This window comes from Cupriavidus sp. 2TAF22, from assembly GCF_052115045.1.
Classification (GTDB): domain Bacteria; phylum Pseudomonadota; class Gammaproteobacteria; order Burkholderiales; family Burkholderiaceae; genus Cupriavidus.
The window spans coordinates 191,476-210,778 of sequence record NZ_JBFRFX010000002.1 but is presented as its reverse complement, the minus strand read 5'-3'; the positions used below and the strand labels follow the sequence as shown (position 1 = coordinate 210,778).

Here is a 19,303-nt window from a genome sequence, read left to right as displayed (position 1 = left end):
CACGGCGTCTCCATCTTGAATCCCGTCTCGCTTTTCTTTGCCCAGGCCTGCCTGGTGGTAGGCACGCCCTTCGTCCTGTGGCGCGGATTGCGCATTGGCAGCATCGTGCCGCTGGTGGCCATGCAGATCGTGGGTGGCATCCTGCTCGGGCCCTCGCTATTGGGCGCGCTGTGGCCGCAGGGCTGGCAGATGCTGTTCGGCCCGGCGCAGCTGTCCGCGCTGTCGGGCCTGCAGTGGCTGGCGGTGGTGCTGTTCGCTTTTCTTTCCGGCCTGCATATCGGCGGTGCCGGGCAGCAGGGGATGCGGCGCATCGCCACGGCGGCGGCGCTGGGCAGCGTGCTGGTGCCGTTCGTGCTCGGCACGGCGGCCGGCGCGTGGCTGGTGCATGCCGCGCCGGCGGTGGCCGGGCATGCGGCCTCGCCCTGGCAGTTCGCCGTGGCGGTAGGCGTTTCGATGGCGGTGACCGCGCTGCCGGTGCTGGGCGCCATCCTGCGCGAGATGAAGCTCTCCGATTCCGTTCCCGGCCAGCTGGCGCTGGGCTGTTCGGCCTTCAGCGATGCTGCCATCTGGCTGGTGCTGTCGGCCATCCTCGCCAGCGCGGGCCGCTCCTCCGCCGGCGATTTCCTGCGCCTGGCGCTGTTCGGCGCGCTGTATGTCGGCGCCATGCTCTGGCTGGTGCGGCCGGCCCTGGCGCGCCTGCTCGCGCGCATGAACGCCAACGATGCGCGCCTGGCCCTGGTCGCGGTGCTGATCTTCGCCTCCGCGCTGGTATCCGAAGCGATCGGCCTGCACTACATCCTCGGCGGCTTCCTGGCCGGCGTGGTGCTGCCGCGCGATGCGGCCGCCGATCTGCGGCGCCAGCTTGAACCCACCACCGTGGTGGTATTGCTGCCGTTCTTTTTCCTGATGACGGGGCTGCGCACCGATATCGCCATCGGCGGCCGCGAGACCCTGCTGGTGTTCGGGCTCAGCACGCTGGTCGCCGTGCTCGGCAAGGTGGCTGGCACCGCGCTGCCGGCGCGCATGGCTGGCCTTGCGCCGCGCGAGGCATGGATGCTGGGCGCGCTGGTACAGACCAAGGGCCTGATGGAAGTGGTGGTGCTGGGCATCCTGTTCGAGGCCGGCCTGATCGGCACCACGGCGTTCTCCGGCCTGCTGCTGATGGCGCTTGCCACCACCGTGCTGGCCAAGCCGCTGACGCGCGCCGCCTCCCGTCTGCGCGGCGCTGCCTGAGCGCTACCTGATCTCGGCGCAGGCGCCGCTGCGCGGATCGAACAAGACCGGCCACGCCTGCTCGTAGATGCCCGGTGTGCAGTGCTTTTCGCAATGGGCGTGAGCCAGCGTCACGCGCCGCGGATCCTGCCAGACCATCAGCGTGCAGCCACTATCGTCGATCGCGCGCAGTTCGATATGGGGGGTCTTGCGGGTCTGGCGGAACTCGGTCAGGTCGAAATGGCAGGAGCCGCGCCTGCCCACCCACAGGGTCCAGCTGAGGCTGCGCACATCGTTGCTCGCCACGCGCATGTGGGCGTCCTCGCGGAAGCCGTCGTCTTCCGTGCGCTGGCAATTGCCGGCAATGTCGATGTCGTGGGGAGGGATTGGCGTGGCGCGCTCGCGCACGGCGCTGGGTGCCGCGGGGCGCGGCTCCGGTGCGCGCGCGGCGGGCGGCGAGGGCGGCGGCAGCGTCACGGTGCAGGCCGTCAATGCGGCGACTGACAGCCACGCGGGCAAGCGCGTGTTCTTCATGGCTACTCCTTGCGCCCGGTGCCCGTGCGGCCGGTTGGCTGGCCGCGCGTACCTCTACCTGTATTTATAGAGGATGGCGAAAGGAAGGCGAGGGAAAGCGCGGGAGCACGGTGCGGCAGGCATCAGATGCCGCCGCCGGCGCAGAGATGGACACGGTTCAGCCGCCTGCTTCCTTGGGCATGCGCGCGTTGCCGTCGGGCGCCAGGTCGCCGAGCGTGGCGGCGTTGCGCCGCAGCGCCTCGGTCGTGTGGCCCTGGCCGTCCGGGCGCCATCCCGGCGGCATGAGGAGATAGCCCAGCAGCGCGCGCAAACCGTTTGCCTGCGCGAGATCGCGCCCCAGGTCGAGCCACTGCTGGAACTCGACCCGCAGCGGATTGCGCGAGCGCATCGGCGTGACCAGCCCATAGCGGCACGGCAGCTCGTCGCGCTCGGCGATATAGGTGCCGAACAGTCGGTCGAACACGATCAGCACGCCGCCAAAATTGGCATCGAGGTACTCGACGTTCGACGCATGGTGGACGCGGTGCGCCGACGGCGTGTTCAGGACATATTCCAGCCAGCCCAGCTTCGGAATCCAGGTCGCGTGAATCCAGAACTGGTACAGCAGGTTCAGCGACAACGTGGTGAGCACCACTTCCGGGCTGAAGCCAAGCCATACCAGCGGCGTGAAGAACAGCGTATTGCCGGCGAGCTTGCCGGTCCAGCCGAGGCGGTAGGCCGTGGACAGCGTGAGCTGGTTGGGCGAGTGATGGACCGCGTGGGTGGCCCAGAAGAAGCGCACGCGGTGCGCCGCGCGGTGATACCAGTAGTAACAGAACTCCTGGCCGACGAACAAGCCGGCGGCGAGCATCCAGCTATCCATGGCGATGGTCTGCAAGCGGTGCTGCCAGGCGAGCGCGAACACCGGCGCCGCCAGCGACAGGGGCAGCAGGAACAGGATCTTGCGCCCGGCCAGATCCACCAGCGACAGCCATGCTTCGTGCCAGTCGAAGGTGCCCGGCTTGCGCCAGTGCAGCACCAGGGCTTCCACCAGCGATGCGCCGACCACGACCGGCAGGGCATAGAGCTGGATCAACTCAAGACGGGTCATGCGAGCTTCCTGGCGCTGCCTTGCAATAGGATGCAGACGATTATATGAGCTAGTATCAGGTTTGCTTACTCGCGTTCCGGAGCACGCCCCATGGAGTCGCAACCCCTGCAGCGCAACGGTGCCGGCCGCCGACGGCCGATCCAGGCTCGCTCCCGCGAGAAGATCGAACTCATATTCGAGTCTACCATCCGCCTGCTGGAGAAAGAGGGGCTGGAGGCACTCAGCACCAATCGCATCGCCGAGGTCGCCGGCATCAGCATCGGCACGCTCTACCAGTATTTCTCGAACAAGCAGGAGGTGATGCAGGCGCTGGGCCGCCGCGAGATCGAACGCGTGCTTGGCCGCCTCGATGAGCTCCTGAGCACGCCGGGCGCTGCCGATCCCCGCGAGCGCGCCAGATTGCTCGTGCGCGCGCTCCTGGGCGCTTTCGGCGGCCGTTACCGCGTTCGCAAGATCCTGGTGGAAGTGGCGCTGGCCTCGCGTGCCCAGCCGGCGCTGGACAATTCCGCGGCGCAGGTCGCGCAATGGCTGAGTTCGGGCCGGTTGGTGGATGCGCAGAATCGCGCCGTGGTACTGCGGCCCATGGCCGCCTTTGTGCTGACGCAGGCCGTGATCGGTGTGATTCGCAGCGCGCTCGCCGTGGACGAAACCATGCTCGGACGGCCAGAGCTGGAAGAGGAACTGGCGCGGCTGATCCGGGGGTTCCTGCGGGAGAAGGCGGAGTAAGGCCGCGCAAGGCGGAAGCGGGCGGCGTGGCCCGCGCCGCCTCGGACTACATCAGGATGATGTCGTACTGTTCCTGGTGGAAGGTCGATTCCACCTGCAGCGAGATCGGCTTGCCGATGAAGTCGCCGAGCATGGCCAGGTGCTGGCTTTCCTCTTCGAGGAACAGGTCGATCACATGCTGCGAGCCCAGGATGCGGAACTCGCGCGGATTGAACTGGCGCGATTCGCGCATGATCTCGCGCAGGATGTCGTAGCACACGGTGCGCGGCGTCTTGACCTGGCCCTTGCCCTGGCACACCGGGCATTGCTCGCACAGCACGTGCGCCAGCGATTCGCGGGTGCGCTTGCGGGTCATCTCCACCAGGCCGAGCTGCGAGAAGCTGTTGACGGTGATGCGGGTGCGGTCGCGCGAGAGCGCGCGCTTGAGCTCGGACAGCACGGCGTCGCGGTGCTCGCCGTTCTCCATGTCGATGAAATCGATGATGATGATCCCGCCAAGGTTGCGCAGCCGCAACTGGCGCGCGATGGTATGCGCCGCCTCCAGGTTGGTCTTGAAGATGGTGTCGTCGAAATTGCGCGCGCCGACATAGCCCCCGGTGTTGACGTCGATGGTGGTCATGGCCTCCGTCTGGTCGATCATCAGGTAGCCGCCGGACTTGAGGTCGACGCGGCGCGACAGCGCCTTCTCGATCTCGGCGTCGATGTTGAAGAGATCGAAGACGGGGCGCTCGCCGGTGTAGTGGGTCAGGCGCGACAGCACCGCCGGCGTGTATTCCTGGGCGAACTCGACCAGCTTCTGGTAATTCTCGCGCGAGTCCACCTGGATCGCGTTGGTGGCGTCGCTGACGAAATCGCGCAGCACGCGCTGGGCCAGGTTCAGGTCCTGGTAGAGCAGGCTGGGCGCGGGCAGGGTGGTGGCGTTCTGGCGGATCGAGGCCCAGATCTTGCGCAGGTAGGCGATGTCGTTGCCGAGTTCTTCGTTGCTCGATTCCTCGGCGATGGTGCGCACGATAAAGCCGCCGCGCTCGTCGGCCGGCACCAGGCTCTGCACGCGCGCGCGCAGGGCTTCGCGGTCGACCTCGCCTTCGATGCGCTGAGAGATGCCGATGTGCGGGTCCTGCGGCAGGTAGACCAGGGTGCGCCCGGCGATGCTGACCTGGGTCGACAGGCGCGCGCCCTTGGTGCCGATCGGGTCCTTGATCACCTGCACCATCAGCGCCTGGCCTTCGTAGAGCGTCTTCTCGATCGCCAGCGGCGCGGCGTTGCCGTTTTTCTCCGGGTCGCGCGGGTGCCAGATGTCGGCAACGTGGAGAAAGGCCGCGCGCTCGAGGCCGATATCGATGAAGGCGGACTGCATGCCGGGCAGCACGCGCACGACCTTGCCAAGATAGATGTTGCCGACCAGCCCGCGCGACAGCGTGCGCTCGACATGGAGTTCCTGCACGGCGGCCTGCTGCACGATGGCCACGCGCGTTTCCTGCGGTGTGATGTTGACGAGGATATCTTCAGTCATGTTGGGTGAATCTCGTCGCCGGCGGGCCGGCCAGGGGGTTGTCCGCACTATGCCGCCACGCGCTCCGGGGGCGATGCCATGGCCGTGCATGCCATGGGATAACGGAAGGTCGGTGGCGGGTTCTCAGAACCGCAGTTGGGCCTGTCGGAGCAGCGCAGCCGTCTCGAACAGGGGCAAGCCCATGATACCCGAATAGCTGCCGCCGATTTGCGCCACGAATTCCGCCGCGCGGCCCTGGATGCCGTATGCGCCGGCCTTGCCGGCCGGCTCGCCGCTGGCGACATAGGCCGCGATCTCGGCCTGGCTCATGGCGCGGAAGGTGACCTCGGAGATGGACAGCGCATGGCGCAGGCCCAGCGTGGAGACCACCGTCACCGCGGTCAGCACGCGGTGGGTGCTGCCCGATAGCGCGCCCAGCATGCGCACGGCGTCGGCATCGTCGGCGGGCTTGCCGAGGATGTCGCCGCCCAGGCATACCGTCGTGTCGGAAGTGAGGATGGGGGCGTCGGGCAGGGCGCGCCGCTCGCGGCGGCGCAGCGCGGCTTCGGCCTTGAGCGCGCAGACGCGCTGCACGTAGTCGTCCGGGCTTTCGCCGGGCAGCACGGCTTCGAGCGCTTCGGCGTCCTCGTCGTCGTCGGCCAGCAGCAGTTCGTAGGCAACCCCGAGCTGGGTCAGCAACTCGCGCCGGCGCGGGCTCTGGGAGGCGAGATAGAGGAAGGTGTGGGTCACGGCTGGGCCAGTCGGGAAGTCCTGAGGGGAAAGATCCGGCGGTCGCCATGCGCCGCTTGGGCCGCATTGTACCCGCCTGCCGCGCCGCGGCAGGAATGGCCCCCGCCCGCGGCTCAGGCGCGGTGATACGGATGATTCTGCGTGACCGACCAGGCGCGGTAGAGCTGCTCGGCCAGCAGCACGCGCACCATGCCGTGCGGCAGGGTGAGGCTGGACAAGCGCAGCAGGGTTTGCGCGCGCGCCTTGAGGGCCGGGTCGAGCCCGTCGGCGCCGCCGATCAGGAAGGCCACGTCGCCGCCTTCGCGCTGCCAGTCGGTCAGCTGGCCCGCGAGCTGCACCGTGGTGAGATCACGGCCCCGCTCGTCCAGCGCCACGATGCGGCATTGCCTGGGCAGCGCCGCCTCGATGCGGGCCGCCTCGCGCTGCATCACGGTGGTGGCGTTATTGCTGGAGGAGCGCGCCTCGGGCTTGATCTCGCGCAGCTCGATGCGCAGCTCCGGCGGCATGCGCTTGGCGTACTCGGCGAAGCCCGTCTCGATCCAGCCGGGCATCTTGTGGCCGACGGCCACGATCAGCAACTGCATGGCAGGGTGGTGCCGGCCAGGCTCAGGCCGAGCGGGTTGTGCGCTTGCGCGCGGCCGGCGCCTTGGCGGCGGCGGTCTTCGCAGGCGCCTTCGCCGGTGCCTTGGCAGCCGTCTTGGTGGCCGGCTTGGGGGCGGTCTTGGCAGCCGTCTTGCGTGCGGTGCCGGCGGCGGTCTTGCGCGGTGCCGCGGTCTTGGCCGGCGCCTTGCGCGCGGGGGCCGAGCCCAGCGCGCTGGTCAGGCGCTTCTGCACGGTCGGCGCGCGGTTGACGGCGATGGCGTCGGCGTCCGTGTCTTCGTGGCCAAGCGGCGGCGACGGCTCTTTCATGCCTTCGGGCAGGCGCGCCAGGGCGGGGCGCAGGCCGCTGGCGCGGCGCACGGTGCGCACCACGGGGGCGTCGTCCTCGTCGTCGTCCATCGGCTCGCTGGCCTTGGCCAGGCCCTTCTTGGCGGCCAGCTTCAGGCGCACCGGCTTGTCGCCCCAGATTTCCTCGAGGTTGTAGTACATGCGCAGCTGCGGCTGCATGATGTGGACCACGGCGTCGCCSCAGTCGACCAGCACCCATTCGCCCGTTTCCAGCCCTTCCACCGCGATGATATGGCCGCCCGCACCCTTGACGGTATCGCGCACCGAGGCGGCCAGCGCCTTGGTCTGGCGGTTCGAGGTCCCGCTGGCGATCACCACCCGGTCGAACAGTTCGGTCAGGTGGGTGGTGTCGTACACCTTGATGTCCTGCGCTTTGACATCTTCGAGGCCTTCGACGATGGCGCGTTGCAGTTTGCGAATATCCATGGTGCGTTCTTGTTCAGCTGAGATCGGTTTATGGGCGGGCCGGGTCGGGCAGATCCGACTGGGCAGGCCGGTAAAGGCCGCGGCTCGCGATGTAGTGTGCCACGCCGGGCGGCAGTTGGTCATCTGCCGGCTGTCCGGCGGCCAGGCGTTGGCGAAGGGCGGTGGAGGAGAGGTCGACGGCGAGCGTCTGGTCGATCCACATGTGGCCGGAGGGCGTGGATTGTATCAGGTGGGTGGACCCCCGGCGCGTGGCGAGCTCCTGGCGCACCGGTCCGTCGAGTCCGGAGAGGTCGAAACCGGGCCGTGTCGCCACGCACAGGTGCACGTCCGCGAACAGCGCCTGCCAGCCGTGCCAGGTGTGCAGGCGCAGCAACTGGTCGGCACCCATCAGCCATGCCATGGAGGCGTGGGGGCCATAGTGCTGGCGCAGTTCGTGCACGGTGTCGACGGTATAGCTGGGGCCGGCGCGGTCCACTTCCATGCGGCTGGCGTGGACATGCGCGCGGGTGTCGGCCAGCGCGGCGGAGGCAAGCTCGGTCATCGCCAGCCGGTCGGCGGCGGGGGTGACATCGTCGCCCTTCTGCCATGACTGGCCGGTCGGGATCCAGACCAGTTCGTCCAGTTCGAGGTGTTCGATGCAGAGCCTGGCGAGCGCTACGTGGCCGATATGCGGCGGGTCGAAGGTGCCGCCGAGGATGCCGAGGCGGTAGGGGCGCTCGCCATCGGCGGCGTTGCGTGGTCGTGCCTTGTCGTGTTCGTGTTCCATACGCTCGCCGTCAGGCCCAGTCCCGCACGGGCAGGAAGTCGGTGTACAGGGCCGCTTCGGCGCTGCCCGGCTCCGGCTGCCAGTCGTAGCGCCAGCTGGCCTGCGGCGGCATCGACATCAGGATGGACTCGCTGCGCCCGCCGGATTGCAGGCCGAAATGCGTGCCGCGGTCGAACACCAGGTTGAACTCCACGTAGCGGCCGCGCCGGTAGGCCTGGAAGTCCCGTTCGCGTTCACCGTAGGCGCTGTCCTTGCGGGCTTGCAGGATCGGCAGGTAGGCATCCAGGAAGGCGTCGCCCACCGACTGCATCATGGCAAAGCTGCGCTCGAAGCCGAGCGCGGAAAAATCATCGAAGAAGATGCCGCCGATGCCGCGCGCTTCGCCGCGGTGCTTGAGGAAGAAGTACTCGTCGCACCATTGCTTGAAGCGCGCATAGAGGTCCGGGCCGTAAGGTGCCAGTGCGTCGCGGCAGGTACGGTGGAAGTGCTCGCAATCGCCCGTGTCGCCGTAGTACGGCGTCAGGTCCATGCCGCCGCCGAACCACCAGACCGGCTCGGCGCCGTCCTTCACCGCCATCAGGCAGCGCACGTTCATGTGCACCGTAGGCACGTAGGGATTGCGGGGATGGAAGACCAGCGAGACGCCCAGCGCCTCGAACCCGCGCCCGGCAAGCTCGGGCCGGCTGGCCGTGGCCGAAGGCGGCAGCGCGTCGCCGCGCACATGCGAAAAGCCCACGCCGGCGCGCTCCATCACGGCGCCGCCTTCCAGGATGCGGGTACGCCCGCTGCCACGCAGGCGCTCCGTGGGCGGCTTCTCCCAGTCATCGGTGGCAAACGCCTTGCCGTCGATGGCGGCGACGGCGTCGGTGATACGGTCTTGCAGACCGAGCAGATAGGCACGGACTGCCTGGGAATCGATCATGGTGTACGGGCGGGTGGGCCGGTGCGGCGACGGCCGGGCAGGTCATTCACCTGTCCGGCCGTCATGGCGGTGTCATGATTGTACTGGCTGGCGCCAGAAAGGCCGGAATCGGGTTTCTGGTGCCAACCCAGGCCGGGTCGAAGGGTGGGGAAATCGTAGCGAGCGGCCCATGGCCGGTCCGGGGAGCACCGTACAAGTGGTACGGCGAGCACCGCAGGATCCGCCATGGGCCGCGCAGCAGATTTATCCGCCCTTCAACTAACGCTTGAGGGCACGGTAGCCGATGTCGGTGCGGTACTGCATGCCGTCGAACTGGATCTGCTCGACCGCCGCGTAGGCCGCGCGCTGCGCCGCCTTGACCGTATCGGCCAGTCCCACCACGCACAGCACGCGCCCGCCCGTGACCTGCAGCACGCCGTCCTTGAGCGCGGTGCCGGCGTGGAAGGTCACGCTGTCCTCTGCCTCGGGCGGGATGCCGGTGATGACGTCGCCCTTGCGCGGCGCATCGGGGTAGCCATGCGCGGCCATCACCACGCCCAGCGCCGTGCGGCGGTCCCAGTCCAGTTCGATCTCGTCGAGCCTGCCGCTGACCGCATGCTCCATCACGTCGACCAGGTCGGTCTTCAGGCGTGCCAGGATCGGCTGGGTTTCCGGGTCGCCCATGCGGCAGTTGAATTCGAGCGTCTTGAGGTTGCCGTCGGCGTCGATCATCAGGCCGGCGTAGAGGAAGCCGGTATAGGTGATGCCGTCCTTCTCCATGCCGCGCACGGTCGGCAGGATGATCTCGCGCAGCGCGCGCGCATGCAGCGCGGGCGTGACCACCGGAGCCGGCGAGTAGGCGCCCATGCCGCCCGTGTTGGGGCCCGCGTCGTGATCGAGCAGGCGCTTGTGGTCCTGGCTGGTGGCCAGCGCCAGCACGTTCTTGCCGTCCACCAGCACGATGAAGCTAGCTTCCTCGCCGGCGAGGAACTGCTCGATGACCACGCGCGCGCCGGCGTCGCCGAGGCGGTTGTCGGCCAGCATCATGTCGACGGCGGCGTGTGCTTCTTCCAGCGTGGTGGCGACCACCACGCCCTTGCCGGCAGCCAGGCCGTCGGCCTTGATCACGATCGGCGCGCCCTGCGCGTCGATGTAGGCATGCGCGGCCGCGGCGTCGTTGAAGGTCTGGTAGGCGGCGGTCGGGATGCCGTGGCGCTGCATGAAGGCCTTGGCGAAGTCCTTGGACGACTCCAGTTGCGCGGCGGCCTGCGTGGGCCCGAAGATGCGCAGGCCCTTGGCGCGGAAGATGTCGACGATGCCGGCCGCCAGCGGCGCCTCGGGGCCGACCACGGTGAAGCTGACGCCTTCGCGCTCGGCGAAGGCCGCCAGCACTTCCGGATCGGTCAGCGGGACGTTCTGCAGACGCTTGTCGAGCGCGGTGCCGCCGTTGCCCGGCGCCACGTACACCACCTGTACCTTGGGGGACTGGGCCAGTTTCCAGGCCAGCGCGTGTTCACGACCACCCGAGCCGACAACCAATACTTTCATGATCCACTGCCAGAAAAAAATCGCATGCGAAAAAGCGGCAGCGCGCGTTCATCCACCGAACCGTGCTGCCGCCGTGTGACGGGTTCCTGCCGGACGCCCGCTTATTCCTCGATCACCGCGTTGGTGAACACTTCCTGCACGTCGTCCAGGTTTTCCAGGGCGTCGAGCAGCTTTTGCATCTTGGCGGCGTCGTCGCCGGCGAAGCTCACTTCGTTCTGCGGCTTCATGGTGACGTCCGCCAGTTCGGCCTTGAAGCCGGCCGCTTCCAGCGCGGCCTTGACCGTGCCGAAATCGTTGGGCGGGCACAGCACCTCGATCGAGCCGTCCTCGTTGGTGACCACGTCGTCGGCGCCCGCTTCCAGCGCGGCGTCCATCAGCTTGTCTTCGGGCGTGCCCGGAGCGAACAGGAACTGCCCGCAGTGGGTGAACATGAAAGCCACCGAGCCTTCCGTGCCCATGTTGCCGCCCTGCTTGGAGAAGGCGTGGCGCACTTCGGCCACGGTGCGGGTGCGATTGTCGGTCAGGCAGTCGACGATGATCGCAGCGCCCGCCAGGCCGTAGCCTTCATAGCGGATTTCTTCGTAGTTCACGCCTTCGAGGCCACCCACGCCGCGCTGGATGGCGCGCTGGATGTTGTCCTTAGGCATGTTCGCGTCCATGGCCTTGTCCATCGACAGGCGCAGGCGCGGGTTCGAATCGGGATCGCCGCCGCCGAGCTTGGCGGCCACGGTGATTTCCTTGATCAGGCGAGTCCAGACCTTGCCGCGCTTGGCGTCAGCGGCGGCCTTCTTGTGTTTGATATTGGCCCATTTTGAGTGACCGGCCATGATTCTCTCCGAAGCGGAATTCGTATTGATGCGCGTGCCGTGGCCAGCGCGCGCCGCCTGCGCCGGGCCAGCCAGGGGCGGCTGCCCGGCGCGGACGGAAGGTGTCGTGTGTCTGTGAGCCGGCCCGGGGGCTGGCTATAATCAGCCCAGCATTTTATCACGCGGCCCTGCCGCCGCCGGACCCGGATGTCGGGAGCCGCCGGACGCGCGGGGGATGACAAGCGGTGACGTTGCCGCGCTGCCTGCCAACCAGAGAGACCATGGCCGAACCCATCCTCATCGCCAAGAACGCCGAACTCGAACTCGCGCTGCTGCCCGAGATGGGCAACCGGCATGGCCTGATCACCGGCGCCACCGGCACCGGCAAGACCGTGACGCTGCAAAGCCTGGCGCAGGGTTTCTCGCGCCTGGGCGTGCCGGTCTTCCTGGCAGACGTCAAAGGTGACCTGACCGGCATCTCCCAGCCGGGCAAGCTGTCGGACAAGCTCAAGGCGCGCCTGGCCGACCTCGGCCTGCCCGAGCCGGCCTGGGGCGGCTGCCCCACCACGCTGTGGGACGTGTTCGGGCAGAAGGGCCACCCGGTGCGCGCCACGGTCTCGCACATGGGCCCGCTGCTGTTGTCGCGCATGCTGGAGCTCAATGACACGCAGCAGGGCGTGCTCAACCTGGTGTTCCGCATCGCCGACGCCAACGGCCTGCTGCTGCTCGACGCCAAGGACCTGCGCGCCATGCTGCAGTACGTGGGCGACAACGCTGGCGAGTTCACCACCGAGTACGGCAATATCTCGGCGGCCTCGATCGGCGCCATCCAGCGCGGCCTGATGACGCTGGAATCGCAAGGCGCGGATGCCTTTTTCGGTGAGCCCATGCTCAACCTGGACGACTTCATCCAGACCGAGAACGGGCAGGGCGTGGTCAATATCCTGGCGGCCGACAAGCTGCTCAATTCGCCCAAGCTCTACGCCACCTTCCTGCTGTGGCTGCTGTCCGAGCTGTTCGAGAAGCTGCCCGAGGCCGGCGACCTGGACAAGCCCAAGCTGGTGTTCTTCTTCGACGAGGCCCACCTGCTGTTCAACGACGCGCCCAAGTCGCTGCTCGACAAGATCGAGCAGGTGGTGCGCCTGATTCGCTCCAAGGGCGTGGGCGTGTACTTCGTCACGCAGAACCCGGTGGACATTCCCGATACGGTGCTCGGCCAGCTCGGCAACCGCGTGCAGCACGCGCTGCGCGCCTTCACCCCGCGCGACCAGAAGGCGGTCAAGGTGGCGGCCACCACCATGCGCGCCAATCCCGCGCTGGACGTGGAGAAGGTGATCGGCGAGCTCGGCGTGGGCGAAGCGCTGGTGTCATTGCTCGACGCCAAGGGCATTCCCGCCATCACCCAGCGCGCCTGGGTGATGGCGCCCGGCAGCCGCATCGGCCCGATCAGCGACGACGAGCGCAAGCAATTGCTGGCGGCCTCGCTGGTGGCCGGCACCTACGAACAGGCGATCGACCGCGAATCGGCCTACGAGAAGCTCAAGGGCCGCGCCGCGGCTCCCGCGCCGGCGGGCAACGGCGCGCCCGCTCCCACGCCTGCCACCGGCACGCCGGGGGCGGGCCAGTCCGCGCCGGCTCCGGCGCAAGGCGGCGGCTGGCTTGACCAGGCGGGGGAGATCTTCGGGGGGCTGACCAAGGGGACCGGCAAGAGCGGCCGCGGCGATTCCATCCTGGAGTCGATGGCCAAGTCGGCGGCGCGCACGGTGGGCTCGCAGGTCGGGCGCGAGCTGATCCGTGGCGTGCTGGGCAGCCTGCTGGGCTCGGGCAAGAAGAAGTAGGCGGCGGCCCGGCATTGGCCCGGCGGCCACCCGGCGGGGTCAGCGCTTGCGCGCTGCCTCGGCGTCCTCGCGCATCTTGCGCAGGAACAGGCGGGTGAAGAACCACCCCATGCCGATGATGAAGGCGATCACGCCCAGGCTCATCAGCCCGGTGTCGGTGGTGAACAGGATCTTGAAGGCTTCCATCTGGGTCTCCCTGGTCTGGCGCGGCACATCGGGCGATGTGCCGCTGCCCAGTCTAGGCAGACCCCTGGCCGCGGGCGTTGAGGCGGATCAAGCCGGGTGCAGACTGTGCCGCCCGGCGTCGCCCGCATCCGGCATCAGTTCTTGGTGCCGAACAGTCGGTCGCCCGCATCGCCCAGGCCCGGCACGATATAGGCGTTCGAATCCAGGTGGCTGTCCAGCGAGGCGACGAACAATCTTACGCCCGGATGTGCCTTTTGGAAGACTTCCACGCCTTCCGGCGCCGCCACCAGCGCGACGAAGGTGATGGCCTCGTCTTTCACGCCGCGGCGCTTGAGCACGTCGACGGCGTGCGCGGCCGAGTAGCCCGTCGCCACCATCGGGTCACACAGGATAAAGCTGCGGTCTTCCACGTCCGGCAGGCGCACCAGGTATTCGACCGGGCGGTGCTGGTCGTCGCGGTACACGCCGATATGGCCGATGCGCGCCGACGGAATCAGCTCGACCAGGCCGTCGCTCATGCCAACGCCTGCGCGCAGCACGGGCACGATGGTCAGTTTCTTCCCGGCGATCACGGGCGCGTCCAGCGTGACCAGCGGCGTATCGATGCGGCGCGTGGTGAGCGGCAGGCTGCGCGTGATTTCATAGCCCATCAGCAGCGTGATCTCCCGCAGCAGCTCGCGGAACGTGCGCGTGGACGTTTCCTTGTCGCGCATATGGGAGAGCTTGTGCTGGATCAGCGGGTGATCGAGGATGTACAGATTGGGGAAACGGGGATCTTGCTTCATGGCGGGGAGCGGCTGGCGGCTGGAGGGCGCGAAGGCCCGATGCAGCCGGATTGTAATGGATGCGGGCCGCCCGCCCGCCGCAGGCGCAGCAGGGCGGGGCGGCCGGCATCCGCGCCGCTCAGTCTACCGAGATGCTGGCGCTCTTGGCCACCTTGCCGAACTTCTCGTACTCGGACATCGTCAGCGCCTGCAGCTCGGCCGCGCTCGAGCCCTTCGGGTTGAAGCCCGCCTGCACCAGCTTGTCCCTGACCTCGGCGTTGGCGAGCGCCTCGACCAGCGCGGCATTGAGTGCCTGCACCACCGGCGCCGGCATGCCGGCCGGGCCGTACACGCCGAACCACGGCTCCACCGCGTAGCCCGCCAGGCCGGCCTCGGCCAGCGTCGGCACATTGGGCAGGGCCGGGGAGCGCGTCTTGCCCGCCACCGCGAGCGCGCGCAGCTTGCCGCCCTGGATGTGCGGCAGCGAGGCCGGCAGGTTGTCGAACATCACCTGCACATGCCCGCCGAGCATATCGTTGATGGCCGGGCTGCTGCCCTTGTATGGCACATGGGTCAGGCCTGCCTGCGTCATCTGCGAGAACATCGCGCCGGCCAGGTGCATCGACGTGCCAGTGCCCGCGGTGGCGTAGGTCAGGCCGGGATGCGCCTTGGCATAGCTGACCAGTTCGGCCACCGTCTTCACCGGCAGGTTGTTGCTGACCTCCAGCACGATGGTGGACGTGCCCAGCAGGCTGACCGCGGTGAAGTCCTTGCGCGGGTCGAACGGCACGTGCTTGTAGATATGCGGGTTGAGCGCATTGGTGGAGATGGCGCCGAAGCCGATGGTGTAGCCGTCCGGCGCGGCCTTGGCGACGGCCTCCATGCCGATGTTGCCGCCGGCGCCGGGGCGGTTCTCCACCACCACCGGCTGTCCCAGCTTTTCGCCGATCTTCTGGCCGACCGTGCGCGCCACCAGGTCGGTGGTGCCGCCGGCGGCGTAGGGCACGATGAAGCGGATCGGCCTGGCGGGATAGTCGGTCGCCGCGCTGGCGGCGCCGGGCAGCCAGCTGCCTGCGAGTGCGGCTGCGGCGGCGGCCGCCGCCAGCAGCCGCTTGCCGGAGGCAGCCTTGACCGGGAGGGAGGGGGAGAGGGGTGCCGCAAAGAGGGAAACTGCCGTCATGTGTGCTCCTGTTTTTTCTTGTGCGCGGCACGCGCGGGCGTGCCGACGGGCGAGCTTACGGCAGTTTGGCGACCGCTGCCAGCAACGCGCGAACGGCGGCCCGGCAGGCAATGGGCGGTGGGTGGCGCCGCGCAGGAAACGGCGTCCGGTGCACATGCCTCTTTTCGAATACAATGGCTCGCGTCTTGTCCGCCCCGTCTCCAGCGGCGCGCGGCGTGTCCATCCAGCTTGCCCTCGTGTCCGCATCCCCACTTTCCCGTTTCACGTCGTCCGCCCAGCCGGCATCGCAGCGCACCGGCCTTGCCGTGGCTGCCATCGGCGCCGTCCTTTTTTCCGGCAAGGCCATCGTCGCCAAGCTGATGTACCGCTACGACATCGACGCGGTCATGGTGATCACCCTGCGCATGCTGTTCGCCGTGCCGCTGTTCATGGCGATCGGCTGGTGGCAGTCGCGTCGCCTGCCGCCGTTGTCCTGGGCCGACCGCGGCCGCATCGTGTTCCTCGGCATCATCGGCTACTACCTGTCGAGCTTCCTCGATTTCCTCGGCCTGCAATACATCACCGCCGGGCTGGAGCGGCTGATCCTGTTCCTGACGCCGTCCTTCGTGCTGCTGGCCAGCGCCGTGCTGTTCAAGCGCAGCATCAGCCGCAGGCAATGGCTGTCGTTGCTGTTCGCGTATATAGGCATCGTGCTGGTTTTCGCGCATGATCTCGACGTGAGCGGCAGCCGCGTCTGGCTCGGCGCGGCGCTGGTGCTGGGCAGCGCGCTGACCTACGGGGTCTACCTGATCCTGTCGGGCGAGCTGGTGCAGCGCATCGGCTCGCTGCGGCTGGTGGCATACGCGATGTGCGTCTCCACTGCCTGCTGCGTGGTGCAGTACCTGGTGCTGGGGCGCCCGCTGGCGGATCTGCTGCAGCCGGCACCGGTGTTGTGGCTGTCGGCGGTCAATTCGGTGTTCTGCACGGTGATGCCGGTGTCGCTCACGATGATCGCGGTGGCGCGCATCGGCGCGCCGATGGCCTCGCAGGCGGGCATGCTCGGCCCGGTGTCGACGCTGTTCCTCGGCTTCTGGCTGCTGGGCGAGCCGATCACGGGCGTGCAGCTGGCCGGCAGCGCGCTGGTCATGGGCGGGATATATTTACTGTCGGCGCGTCGGCAAGACCGGGCGCGGGCAGGCCGGAAGGGCATGGATAACAAGCAGGCGGATGGCCGCCTCGATGACACAAGGAGTCGATGAGATGGATCTAGGATTGCGCGGCAAGCATGCGCTGGTGTGCGGCGCCAGCAAGGGTCTCGGTTTCGCCTGCGCGGATGCGCTGGCCGCCGAAGGCGTGGACGTGGTGATCGTGGCGCGCGGCGCCGAGGCGCTGGAGAAGGCGGCGGCGGACCTGCGCGCGCGCCACGGCCGGCGCGTGGTGGCCGTGGCCACCGACATCACCACCCCGGAAGGCCGCAAGCTGGCGCTGGACGCCGCGGCCAAGCTCGGCGATCTCGATATCCTCGTCAACAACGCCGGCGGCCCGCCCCCCGGCAATTTCCGCGACTGGGACCGCGATGCGTGGCTGGCCGCGATCGACGCCAACATGCTGACCCCGATCGAGCTGATCAAGGCCACCGTCGACGGCATGATCGCGCGCAAATGGGGCCGCATCATCAATATCACCAGCGGCGCGGTGAAGGCGCCGATCGACGTGCTTGGCCTGTCCAACGGCGCGCGCTCGGGCCTTACCGGTTTCGTCGCCGGCCTGGCGCGCGAAGTCGCGCAGCATGGCGTGACGGTCAACAACCTGCTGCCGGGCCCGTTCAATACCGACCGCCTGTACAAGACGATGGAGGGCGGCGCCAAGAAGGCCGGCCTGTCGATCGAGGAAGTGTCGCAGCGCCGTGCCGCGCAGAACCCGAGCCGCCGCTTTGGCGAGCCGGCCGAGTTCGGCGCCACCTGCGCGTTCCTGTGCAGCCGCCAGGCCGCCTATATGACCGGCCAGAACGTGCTGCTCGACGGCGGTGCTTTCCCGGGCACGTTCTAGGCTGCCCGTTGCCGTTCCCCGCGCGCGGCCCCGCTGCCGTGCGCGGGCCCGTTTCCAGCCGGGCCGCGCCGGCCCGGCCTTTCGCTGACTGGCCAGGATGACGCAGATGACTTGCCCCCGCATTGCGCTGATCGCGCACGACCACAAGAAGGACGATATCGTCGCCTTTGCCCAGCGCCATCGCGATTTCCTTTCGCGCTGCGAGCTGTTGGCCACCGGCACCACCGGCGGGCGGCTTGCCGACGAAGCCGGCCTGACCGTGACGCGCATGCTGTCCGGCCCCTGGGGCGGCGACCTGCAGATCGGCTCGCAGCTGGCCGAAGGCCGCGTGGGCGTGGTGATCTTCCTGCGCGACCCGATGACGCCGCAGCCGCACGAACCCGATATCAATGCGCTGGTGCGTGCCTGCGACGTGCACAACGTGCCGTGCGCGACCAACGTGGCGACCGCGGAGCTGCTGATCGCGGAACTGCGCCGGCTCTATCCCGAATCCGGCACGCCGGCCTGACGTGACCCTGGCGCGCTGTCCGGCGCGCTTCAGGAATGCCTTCGACGGGCAGTACACAGCACGAGCACAAGGAGCGAAACATGAGCAAGGCCATCCGTATATTCGAGACCGGCGGCCCCGAAGTGATGCAGTGGGTCGATGTCGAGGTCGGCGAGCCCGGCGCCGGCGAGGTCCGCGTGCGGCAAGAGGCGGTGGGCCTGAACTACATCGACGTGTACTTCCGTACCGGGCTGTACAAGCAGGCGCTGCCTGGCGGCCTCGGCATGGAAGGCGCGGGCGTGGTGGAGGCGGTGGGCGCGGGCGTGTCCCACCTTGGCGTGGGCGACCGCGTGGCCTATGCGGGGCGGCCGACCGGCGCCTATGCGCAGGTGCGCGTGATGCCGGCCGATATCGTGGTGCGCCTGCCGGATGCGATCTCGTTCGAGCAGGGCGCGGCGATGATGCTGCAGGGCCTGACCGTGCAATACCTGGTGCGCGACAGCTACCGCGTGCAGGCCGGCGACACGGTGCTGCTGCACGCGGCCGCCGGCGGGGTCGGCCTGATCGCCAGCCAGTGGCTCAAGGCGCTCGGCGTGACGGTGATCGGCACCGCCGGCAGCGACGAGAAAGCGGCGCTGGCGCGCGCGCACGGCTGCGACCACACCATCGTCTACACGCGCGAATCCTTTGTCGACAGGGTCAAGGAGATCACCGGCGGCAAGGGCGTCGCCGCGGTCTACGACTCGGTGGGCAAGGATACCTTCAGCGGTTCGCTCGATTGCCTGAAGCCGCGCGGCACCATGGTGGTGTTCGGCAACGCCTCGGGTCCGGTACCGCCCTTCGATCTCTCCGTGCTGGGCAACAAGGGCTCGCTGCGCCTCACGCGGCCGACGCTGATGACCTACGTGGCCCACCGCGAACTGCTGGAGCCGATGGCGGCCGACCTGTTCGCGATGGTCACCAGCGGCAAGGTAAAGATCGAGGTCCGCCAGCGCTACGCACTGGCGGACGTGGCGCAGGCCCATCGGGACCTGGAGGGCCGCAAGACCACCGGCACCACCATCCTCCTGCCCTAGGCAGCAGGCTCAGCGCGCGCGTACGGTGCTGGCGCCGGCGCGCGCCTCGGCCTGCCTGAGCACGTGCGGCGGCAGGCGCTTGAGCATGAAATGCACCGCCAGCGGAATCAACACCACGTCGTCGACGATGCCGAGCCCGAGGATGAAATCGGGGATCAGGTCAATGGGCGAGACCGCGTAAAGCAGCAGCCCGAGAGTGGCCGGCCGCAGCCACGCCGGTGCATCGGGGTGGCGCAGGGCAAACCAGAGCAGGCGGCCGTCGCGCCGCAGCAGGGTCCATAGCGCTGACATTCGTTTCCACATGAGGGGCCTCCTTTACTCAGCGAGATTCATTAGCCACAATTCATTCGCCACAATTCATTGGCCACAATTCATTGGCCACAAAGCCGGGGCGGGTTTGTCTTGTTGCAGATAGCTTGGGGTGGTTGTCGGGGGTTCAAGTTCCCGGTGATGGGCTTGGTGCTGTTTGTGGTGTTGTGGTGGGGTGCTTGTTTGTGCTTTCAAAGTCAACGTCAACGTCAACGTCAACGTCAACGGCTTTCGCT

Annotated in this window: 21 protein-coding genes; 7 read left to right on the top strand and 14 right to left on the bottom strand. The window is 68.2% G+C overall.

Annotated features, from left to right (window positions below; all coding sequences use genetic code 11):
* Window positions 1-15 precede the first annotated feature (15 nt).
* The gene (locus AB4Z48_RS03540; protein ID WP_441612482.1) at window positions 16-1,233 is read left to right on the top strand and encodes a cation:proton antiporter; all 1,218 of its coding nucleotides are present in this window, start codon (window positions 16-18) and stop codon (window positions 1,231-1,233) included.
* Between the two features lie 3 nt (window positions 1,234-1,236).
* Here AB4Z48_RS03540 and AB4Z48_RS03535 read toward each other — a convergent pair whose 3' ends face one another.
* Entirely contained in the window at window positions 1,237-1,746 is a 510-nt protein-coding gene (locus AB4Z48_RS03535) for a hypothetical protein (RefSeq protein WP_441612481.1), read from the bottom strand.
* Window positions 1,747-1,903: 157 nt separating this feature from the next.
* Window positions 1,904-2,836, bottom strand: coding sequence for a sterol desaturase family protein (locus tag AB4Z48_RS03530; RefSeq protein WP_441612480.1), 933 nt, complete (start codon window positions 2,834-2,836; stop codon window positions 1,904-1,906).
* 90 nt (window positions 2,837-2,926) lie between these two features.
* Between AB4Z48_RS03530 and AB4Z48_RS03525 the strand changes: the two genes are divergently transcribed.
* Window positions 2,927-3,562 carry a TetR/AcrR family transcriptional regulator gene (locus AB4Z48_RS03525; RefSeq protein WP_441612479.1) on the top strand — a complete coding sequence of 212 codons (636 nt, stop codon included), beginning with the start codon at window positions 2,927-2,929 and terminating at the stop codon, window positions 3,560-3,562.
* Window positions 3,563-3,608: 46 nt separating this feature from the next.
* On the opposite strand, the gene rng is transcribed toward AB4Z48_RS03525, so the two are convergent.
* From rng to AB4Z48_RS03485, 8 genes are all read right to left on the bottom strand, one after another.
* Window positions 3,609-5,075, bottom strand: a complete 1,467-nt coding sequence (gene rng, locus AB4Z48_RS03520; protein WP_441612478.1) for a ribonuclease G — start codon at window positions 5,073-5,075, stop codon at window positions 3,609-3,611.
* Between the two features lie 123 nt (window positions 5,076-5,198).
* Window positions 5,199-5,804, bottom strand: a complete 606-nt coding sequence (locus tag AB4Z48_RS03515) for a Maf family protein (RefSeq protein WP_441612477.1) — start codon at window positions 5,802-5,804, stop codon at window positions 5,199-5,201.
* Window positions 5,805-5,917: 113 nt separating this feature from the next.
* Window positions 5,918-6,388, bottom strand: coding sequence for a 23S rRNA (pseudouridine(1915)-N(3))-methyltransferase RlmH (rlmH, locus tag AB4Z48_RS03510; protein WP_441612476.1), 471 nt, complete (start codon window positions 6,386-6,388; stop codon window positions 5,918-5,920).
* A 22-nt stretch (window positions 6,389-6,410) separates the two neighbouring features.
* The gene (gene rsfS, locus AB4Z48_RS03505; protein ID WP_441612475.1) at window positions 6,411-7,178 is read right to left on the bottom strand and encodes a ribosome silencing factor; all 768 of its coding nucleotides are present in this window, start codon (window positions 7,176-7,178) and stop codon (window positions 6,411-6,413) included.
* A gap of 28 nt (window positions 7,179-7,206) precedes the next feature.
* Complete coding sequence (locus AB4Z48_RS03500) at window positions 7,207-7,944, bottom strand: nicotinate-nucleotide adenylyltransferase (RefSeq protein ID WP_441612474.1); 738 nt, start codon at window positions 7,942-7,944, stop codon at window positions 7,207-7,209.
* Window positions 7,945-7,954: 10 nt separating this feature from the next.
* Entirely contained in the window at window positions 7,955-8,866 is a 912-nt protein-coding gene (hemF, locus tag AB4Z48_RS03495; protein WP_441612473.1) for an oxygen-dependent coproporphyrinogen oxidase, read from the bottom strand.
* A 258-nt stretch (window positions 8,867-9,124) separates the two neighbouring features.
* Window positions 9,125-10,393, bottom strand: a complete 1,269-nt coding sequence (gene purD, locus AB4Z48_RS03490) for a phosphoribosylamine--glycine ligase (RefSeq protein WP_441612472.1) — start codon at window positions 10,391-10,393, stop codon at window positions 9,125-9,127.
* 101 nt (window positions 10,394-10,494) lie between these two features.
* Window positions 10,495-11,220 carry a YebC/PmpR family DNA-binding transcriptional regulator gene (locus tag AB4Z48_RS03485; RefSeq protein WP_441612471.1) on the bottom strand — a complete coding sequence of 242 codons (726 nt, stop codon included), beginning with the start codon at window positions 11,218-11,220 and terminating at the stop codon, window positions 10,495-10,497.
* 260 nt (window positions 11,221-11,480) lie between these two features.
* Between AB4Z48_RS03485 and AB4Z48_RS03480 the strand changes: the two genes are divergently transcribed.
* Window positions 11,481-13,037, top strand: coding sequence for a helicase HerA-like C-terminal domain-containing protein (locus AB4Z48_RS03480; protein WP_441612470.1), 1,557 nt, complete (start codon window positions 11,481-11,483; stop codon window positions 13,035-13,037).
* A gap of 39 nt (window positions 13,038-13,076) precedes the next feature.
* Here AB4Z48_RS03480 and AB4Z48_RS03475 read toward each other — a convergent pair whose 3' ends face one another.
* The 3 genes from AB4Z48_RS03475 to AB4Z48_RS03465 all read right to left on the bottom strand — a co-directional run bounded on the left by AB4Z48_RS03475 (window position 13,077) and on the right by AB4Z48_RS03465 (window position 15,167).
* Window positions 13,077-13,223 (bottom strand): DUF3149 domain-containing protein, encoded by a 147-nt coding sequence (locus AB4Z48_RS03475; protein ID WP_441612469.1) that lies wholly within the window; start codon window positions 13,221-13,223, stop codon window positions 13,077-13,079.
* A gap of 134 nt (window positions 13,224-13,357) precedes the next feature.
* Window positions 13,358-14,008 (bottom strand): uracil phosphoribosyltransferase, encoded by a 651-nt coding sequence (gene upp / locus AB4Z48_RS03470; RefSeq protein WP_441612468.1) that lies wholly within the window; start codon window positions 14,006-14,008, stop codon window positions 13,358-13,360.
* Between the two features lie 118 nt (window positions 14,009-14,126).
* Window positions 14,127-15,167: a Bug family tripartite tricarboxylate transporter substrate binding protein gene (locus AB4Z48_RS03465; protein WP_441612467.1), complete on the bottom strand. Its 1,041-nt coding sequence runs from the start codon at window positions 15,165-15,167 to the stop codon at window positions 14,127-14,129.
* 221 nt (window positions 15,168-15,388) lie between these two features.
* Here AB4Z48_RS03465 and AB4Z48_RS03460 point away from each other — a divergent pair, with 221 nt between their 5' ends.
* The 4 genes from AB4Z48_RS03460 (at window position 15,389) to AB4Z48_RS03445 (ending at window position 18,758) form a co-directional block, all read left to right on the top strand.
* Entirely contained in the window at window positions 15,389-16,405 is a 1,017-nt protein-coding gene (locus AB4Z48_RS03460) for a DMT family transporter (RefSeq protein ID WP_441612726.1), read from the top strand.
* Window position 16,406: 1 nt separating this feature from the next.
* A complete protein-coding gene (locus AB4Z48_RS03455; protein WP_441612466.1) occupies window positions 16,407-17,195 on the top strand; it encodes an SDR family oxidoreductase in 789 nt (262 codons plus the stop codon).
* Window positions 17,196-17,301: 106 nt separating this feature from the next.
* Window positions 17,302-17,703, top strand: a complete 402-nt coding sequence (locus AB4Z48_RS03450; RefSeq protein WP_441612465.1) for a methylglyoxal synthase — start codon at window positions 17,302-17,304, stop codon at window positions 17,701-17,703.
* 80 nt (window positions 17,704-17,783) lie between these two features.
* A complete protein-coding gene (locus AB4Z48_RS03445; protein ID WP_441612464.1) occupies window positions 17,784-18,758 on the top strand; it encodes a quinone oxidoreductase family protein in 975 nt (324 codons plus the stop codon).
* A 9-nt stretch (window positions 18,759-18,767) separates the two neighbouring features.
* Here AB4Z48_RS03445 and AB4Z48_RS03440 read toward each other — a convergent pair whose 3' ends face one another.
* On the bottom strand, window positions 18,768-19,061 hold the full coding sequence (locus AB4Z48_RS03440) for a YkvA family protein (protein ID WP_441612463.1): 294 nt from the start codon (window positions 19,059-19,061) through the stop codon (window positions 18,768-18,770).
* Window positions 19,062-19,303 lie beyond the last annotated feature (242 nt).

Coding starts and splice junctions, on each gene's coding strand:
- AB4Z48_RS03450 (WP_441612465.1), top strand. CDS start 17,302: ATGACTTGCCCCCGCATTGCGCTGATCGCGCACGACCACAAGAAGGAC.
- upp (WP_441612468.1), bottom strand. CDS start 14,008: ATGAAGCAAGATCCCCGTTTCCCCAATCTGTACATCCTCGATCACCCG.
- AB4Z48_RS03530 (WP_441612480.1), bottom strand. CDS start 2,836: ATGACCCGTCTTGAGTTGATCCAGCTCTATGCCCTGCCGGTCGTGGTC.
- AB4Z48_RS03500 (WP_441612474.1), bottom strand. CDS start 7,944: ATGGAACACGAACACGACAAGGCACGACCACGCAACGCCGCCGATGGC.
- purD (WP_441612472.1), bottom strand. CDS start 10,393: ATGAAAGTATTGGTTGTCGGCTCGGGTGGTCGTGAACACGCGCTGGCC.
- AB4Z48_RS03455 (WP_441612466.1), top strand. CDS start 16,407: ATGGATCTAGGATTGCGCGGCAAGCATGCGCTGGTGTGCGGCGCCAGC.
- rng (WP_441612478.1), bottom strand. CDS start 5,075: ATGACTGAAGATATCCTCGTCAACATCACACCGCAGGAAACGCGCGTG.
- AB4Z48_RS03445 (WP_441612464.1), top strand. CDS start 17,784: ATGAGCAAGGCCATCCGTATATTCGAGACCGGCGGCCCCGAAGTGATG.
- AB4Z48_RS03480 (WP_441612470.1), top strand. CDS start 11,481: ATGGCCGAACCCATCCTCATCGCCAAGAACGCCGAACTCGAACTCGCG.
- AB4Z48_RS03465 (WP_441612467.1), bottom strand. CDS start 15,167: ATGACGGCAGTTTCCCTCTTTGCGGCACCCCTCTCCCCCTCCCTCCCG.
- AB4Z48_RS03440 (WP_441612463.1), bottom strand. CDS start 19,061: ATGTGGAAACGAATGTCAGCGCTATGGACCCTGCTGCGGCGCGACGGC.
- AB4Z48_RS03525 (WP_441612479.1), top strand. CDS start 2,927: ATGGAGTCGCAACCCCTGCAGCGCAACGGTGCCGGCCGCCGACGGCCG.
- AB4Z48_RS03485 (WP_441612471.1), bottom strand. CDS start 11,220: ATGGCCGGTCACTCAAAATGGGCCAATATCAAACACAAGAAGGCCGCC.
- AB4Z48_RS03475 (WP_441612469.1), bottom strand. CDS start 13,223: ATGGAAGCCTTCAAGATCCTGTTCACCACCGACACCGGGCTGATGAGC.
- hemF (WP_441612473.1), bottom strand. CDS start 8,866: ATGATCGATTCCCAGGCAGTCCGTGCCTATCTGCTCGGTCTGCAAGAC.
- rlmH (WP_441612476.1), bottom strand. CDS start 6,388: ATGCAGTTGCTGATCGTGGCCGTCGGCCACAAGATGCCCGGCTGGATC.
- AB4Z48_RS03535 (WP_441612481.1), bottom strand. CDS start 1,746: ATGAAGAACACGCGCTTGCCCGCGTGGCTGTCAGTCGCCGCATTGACG.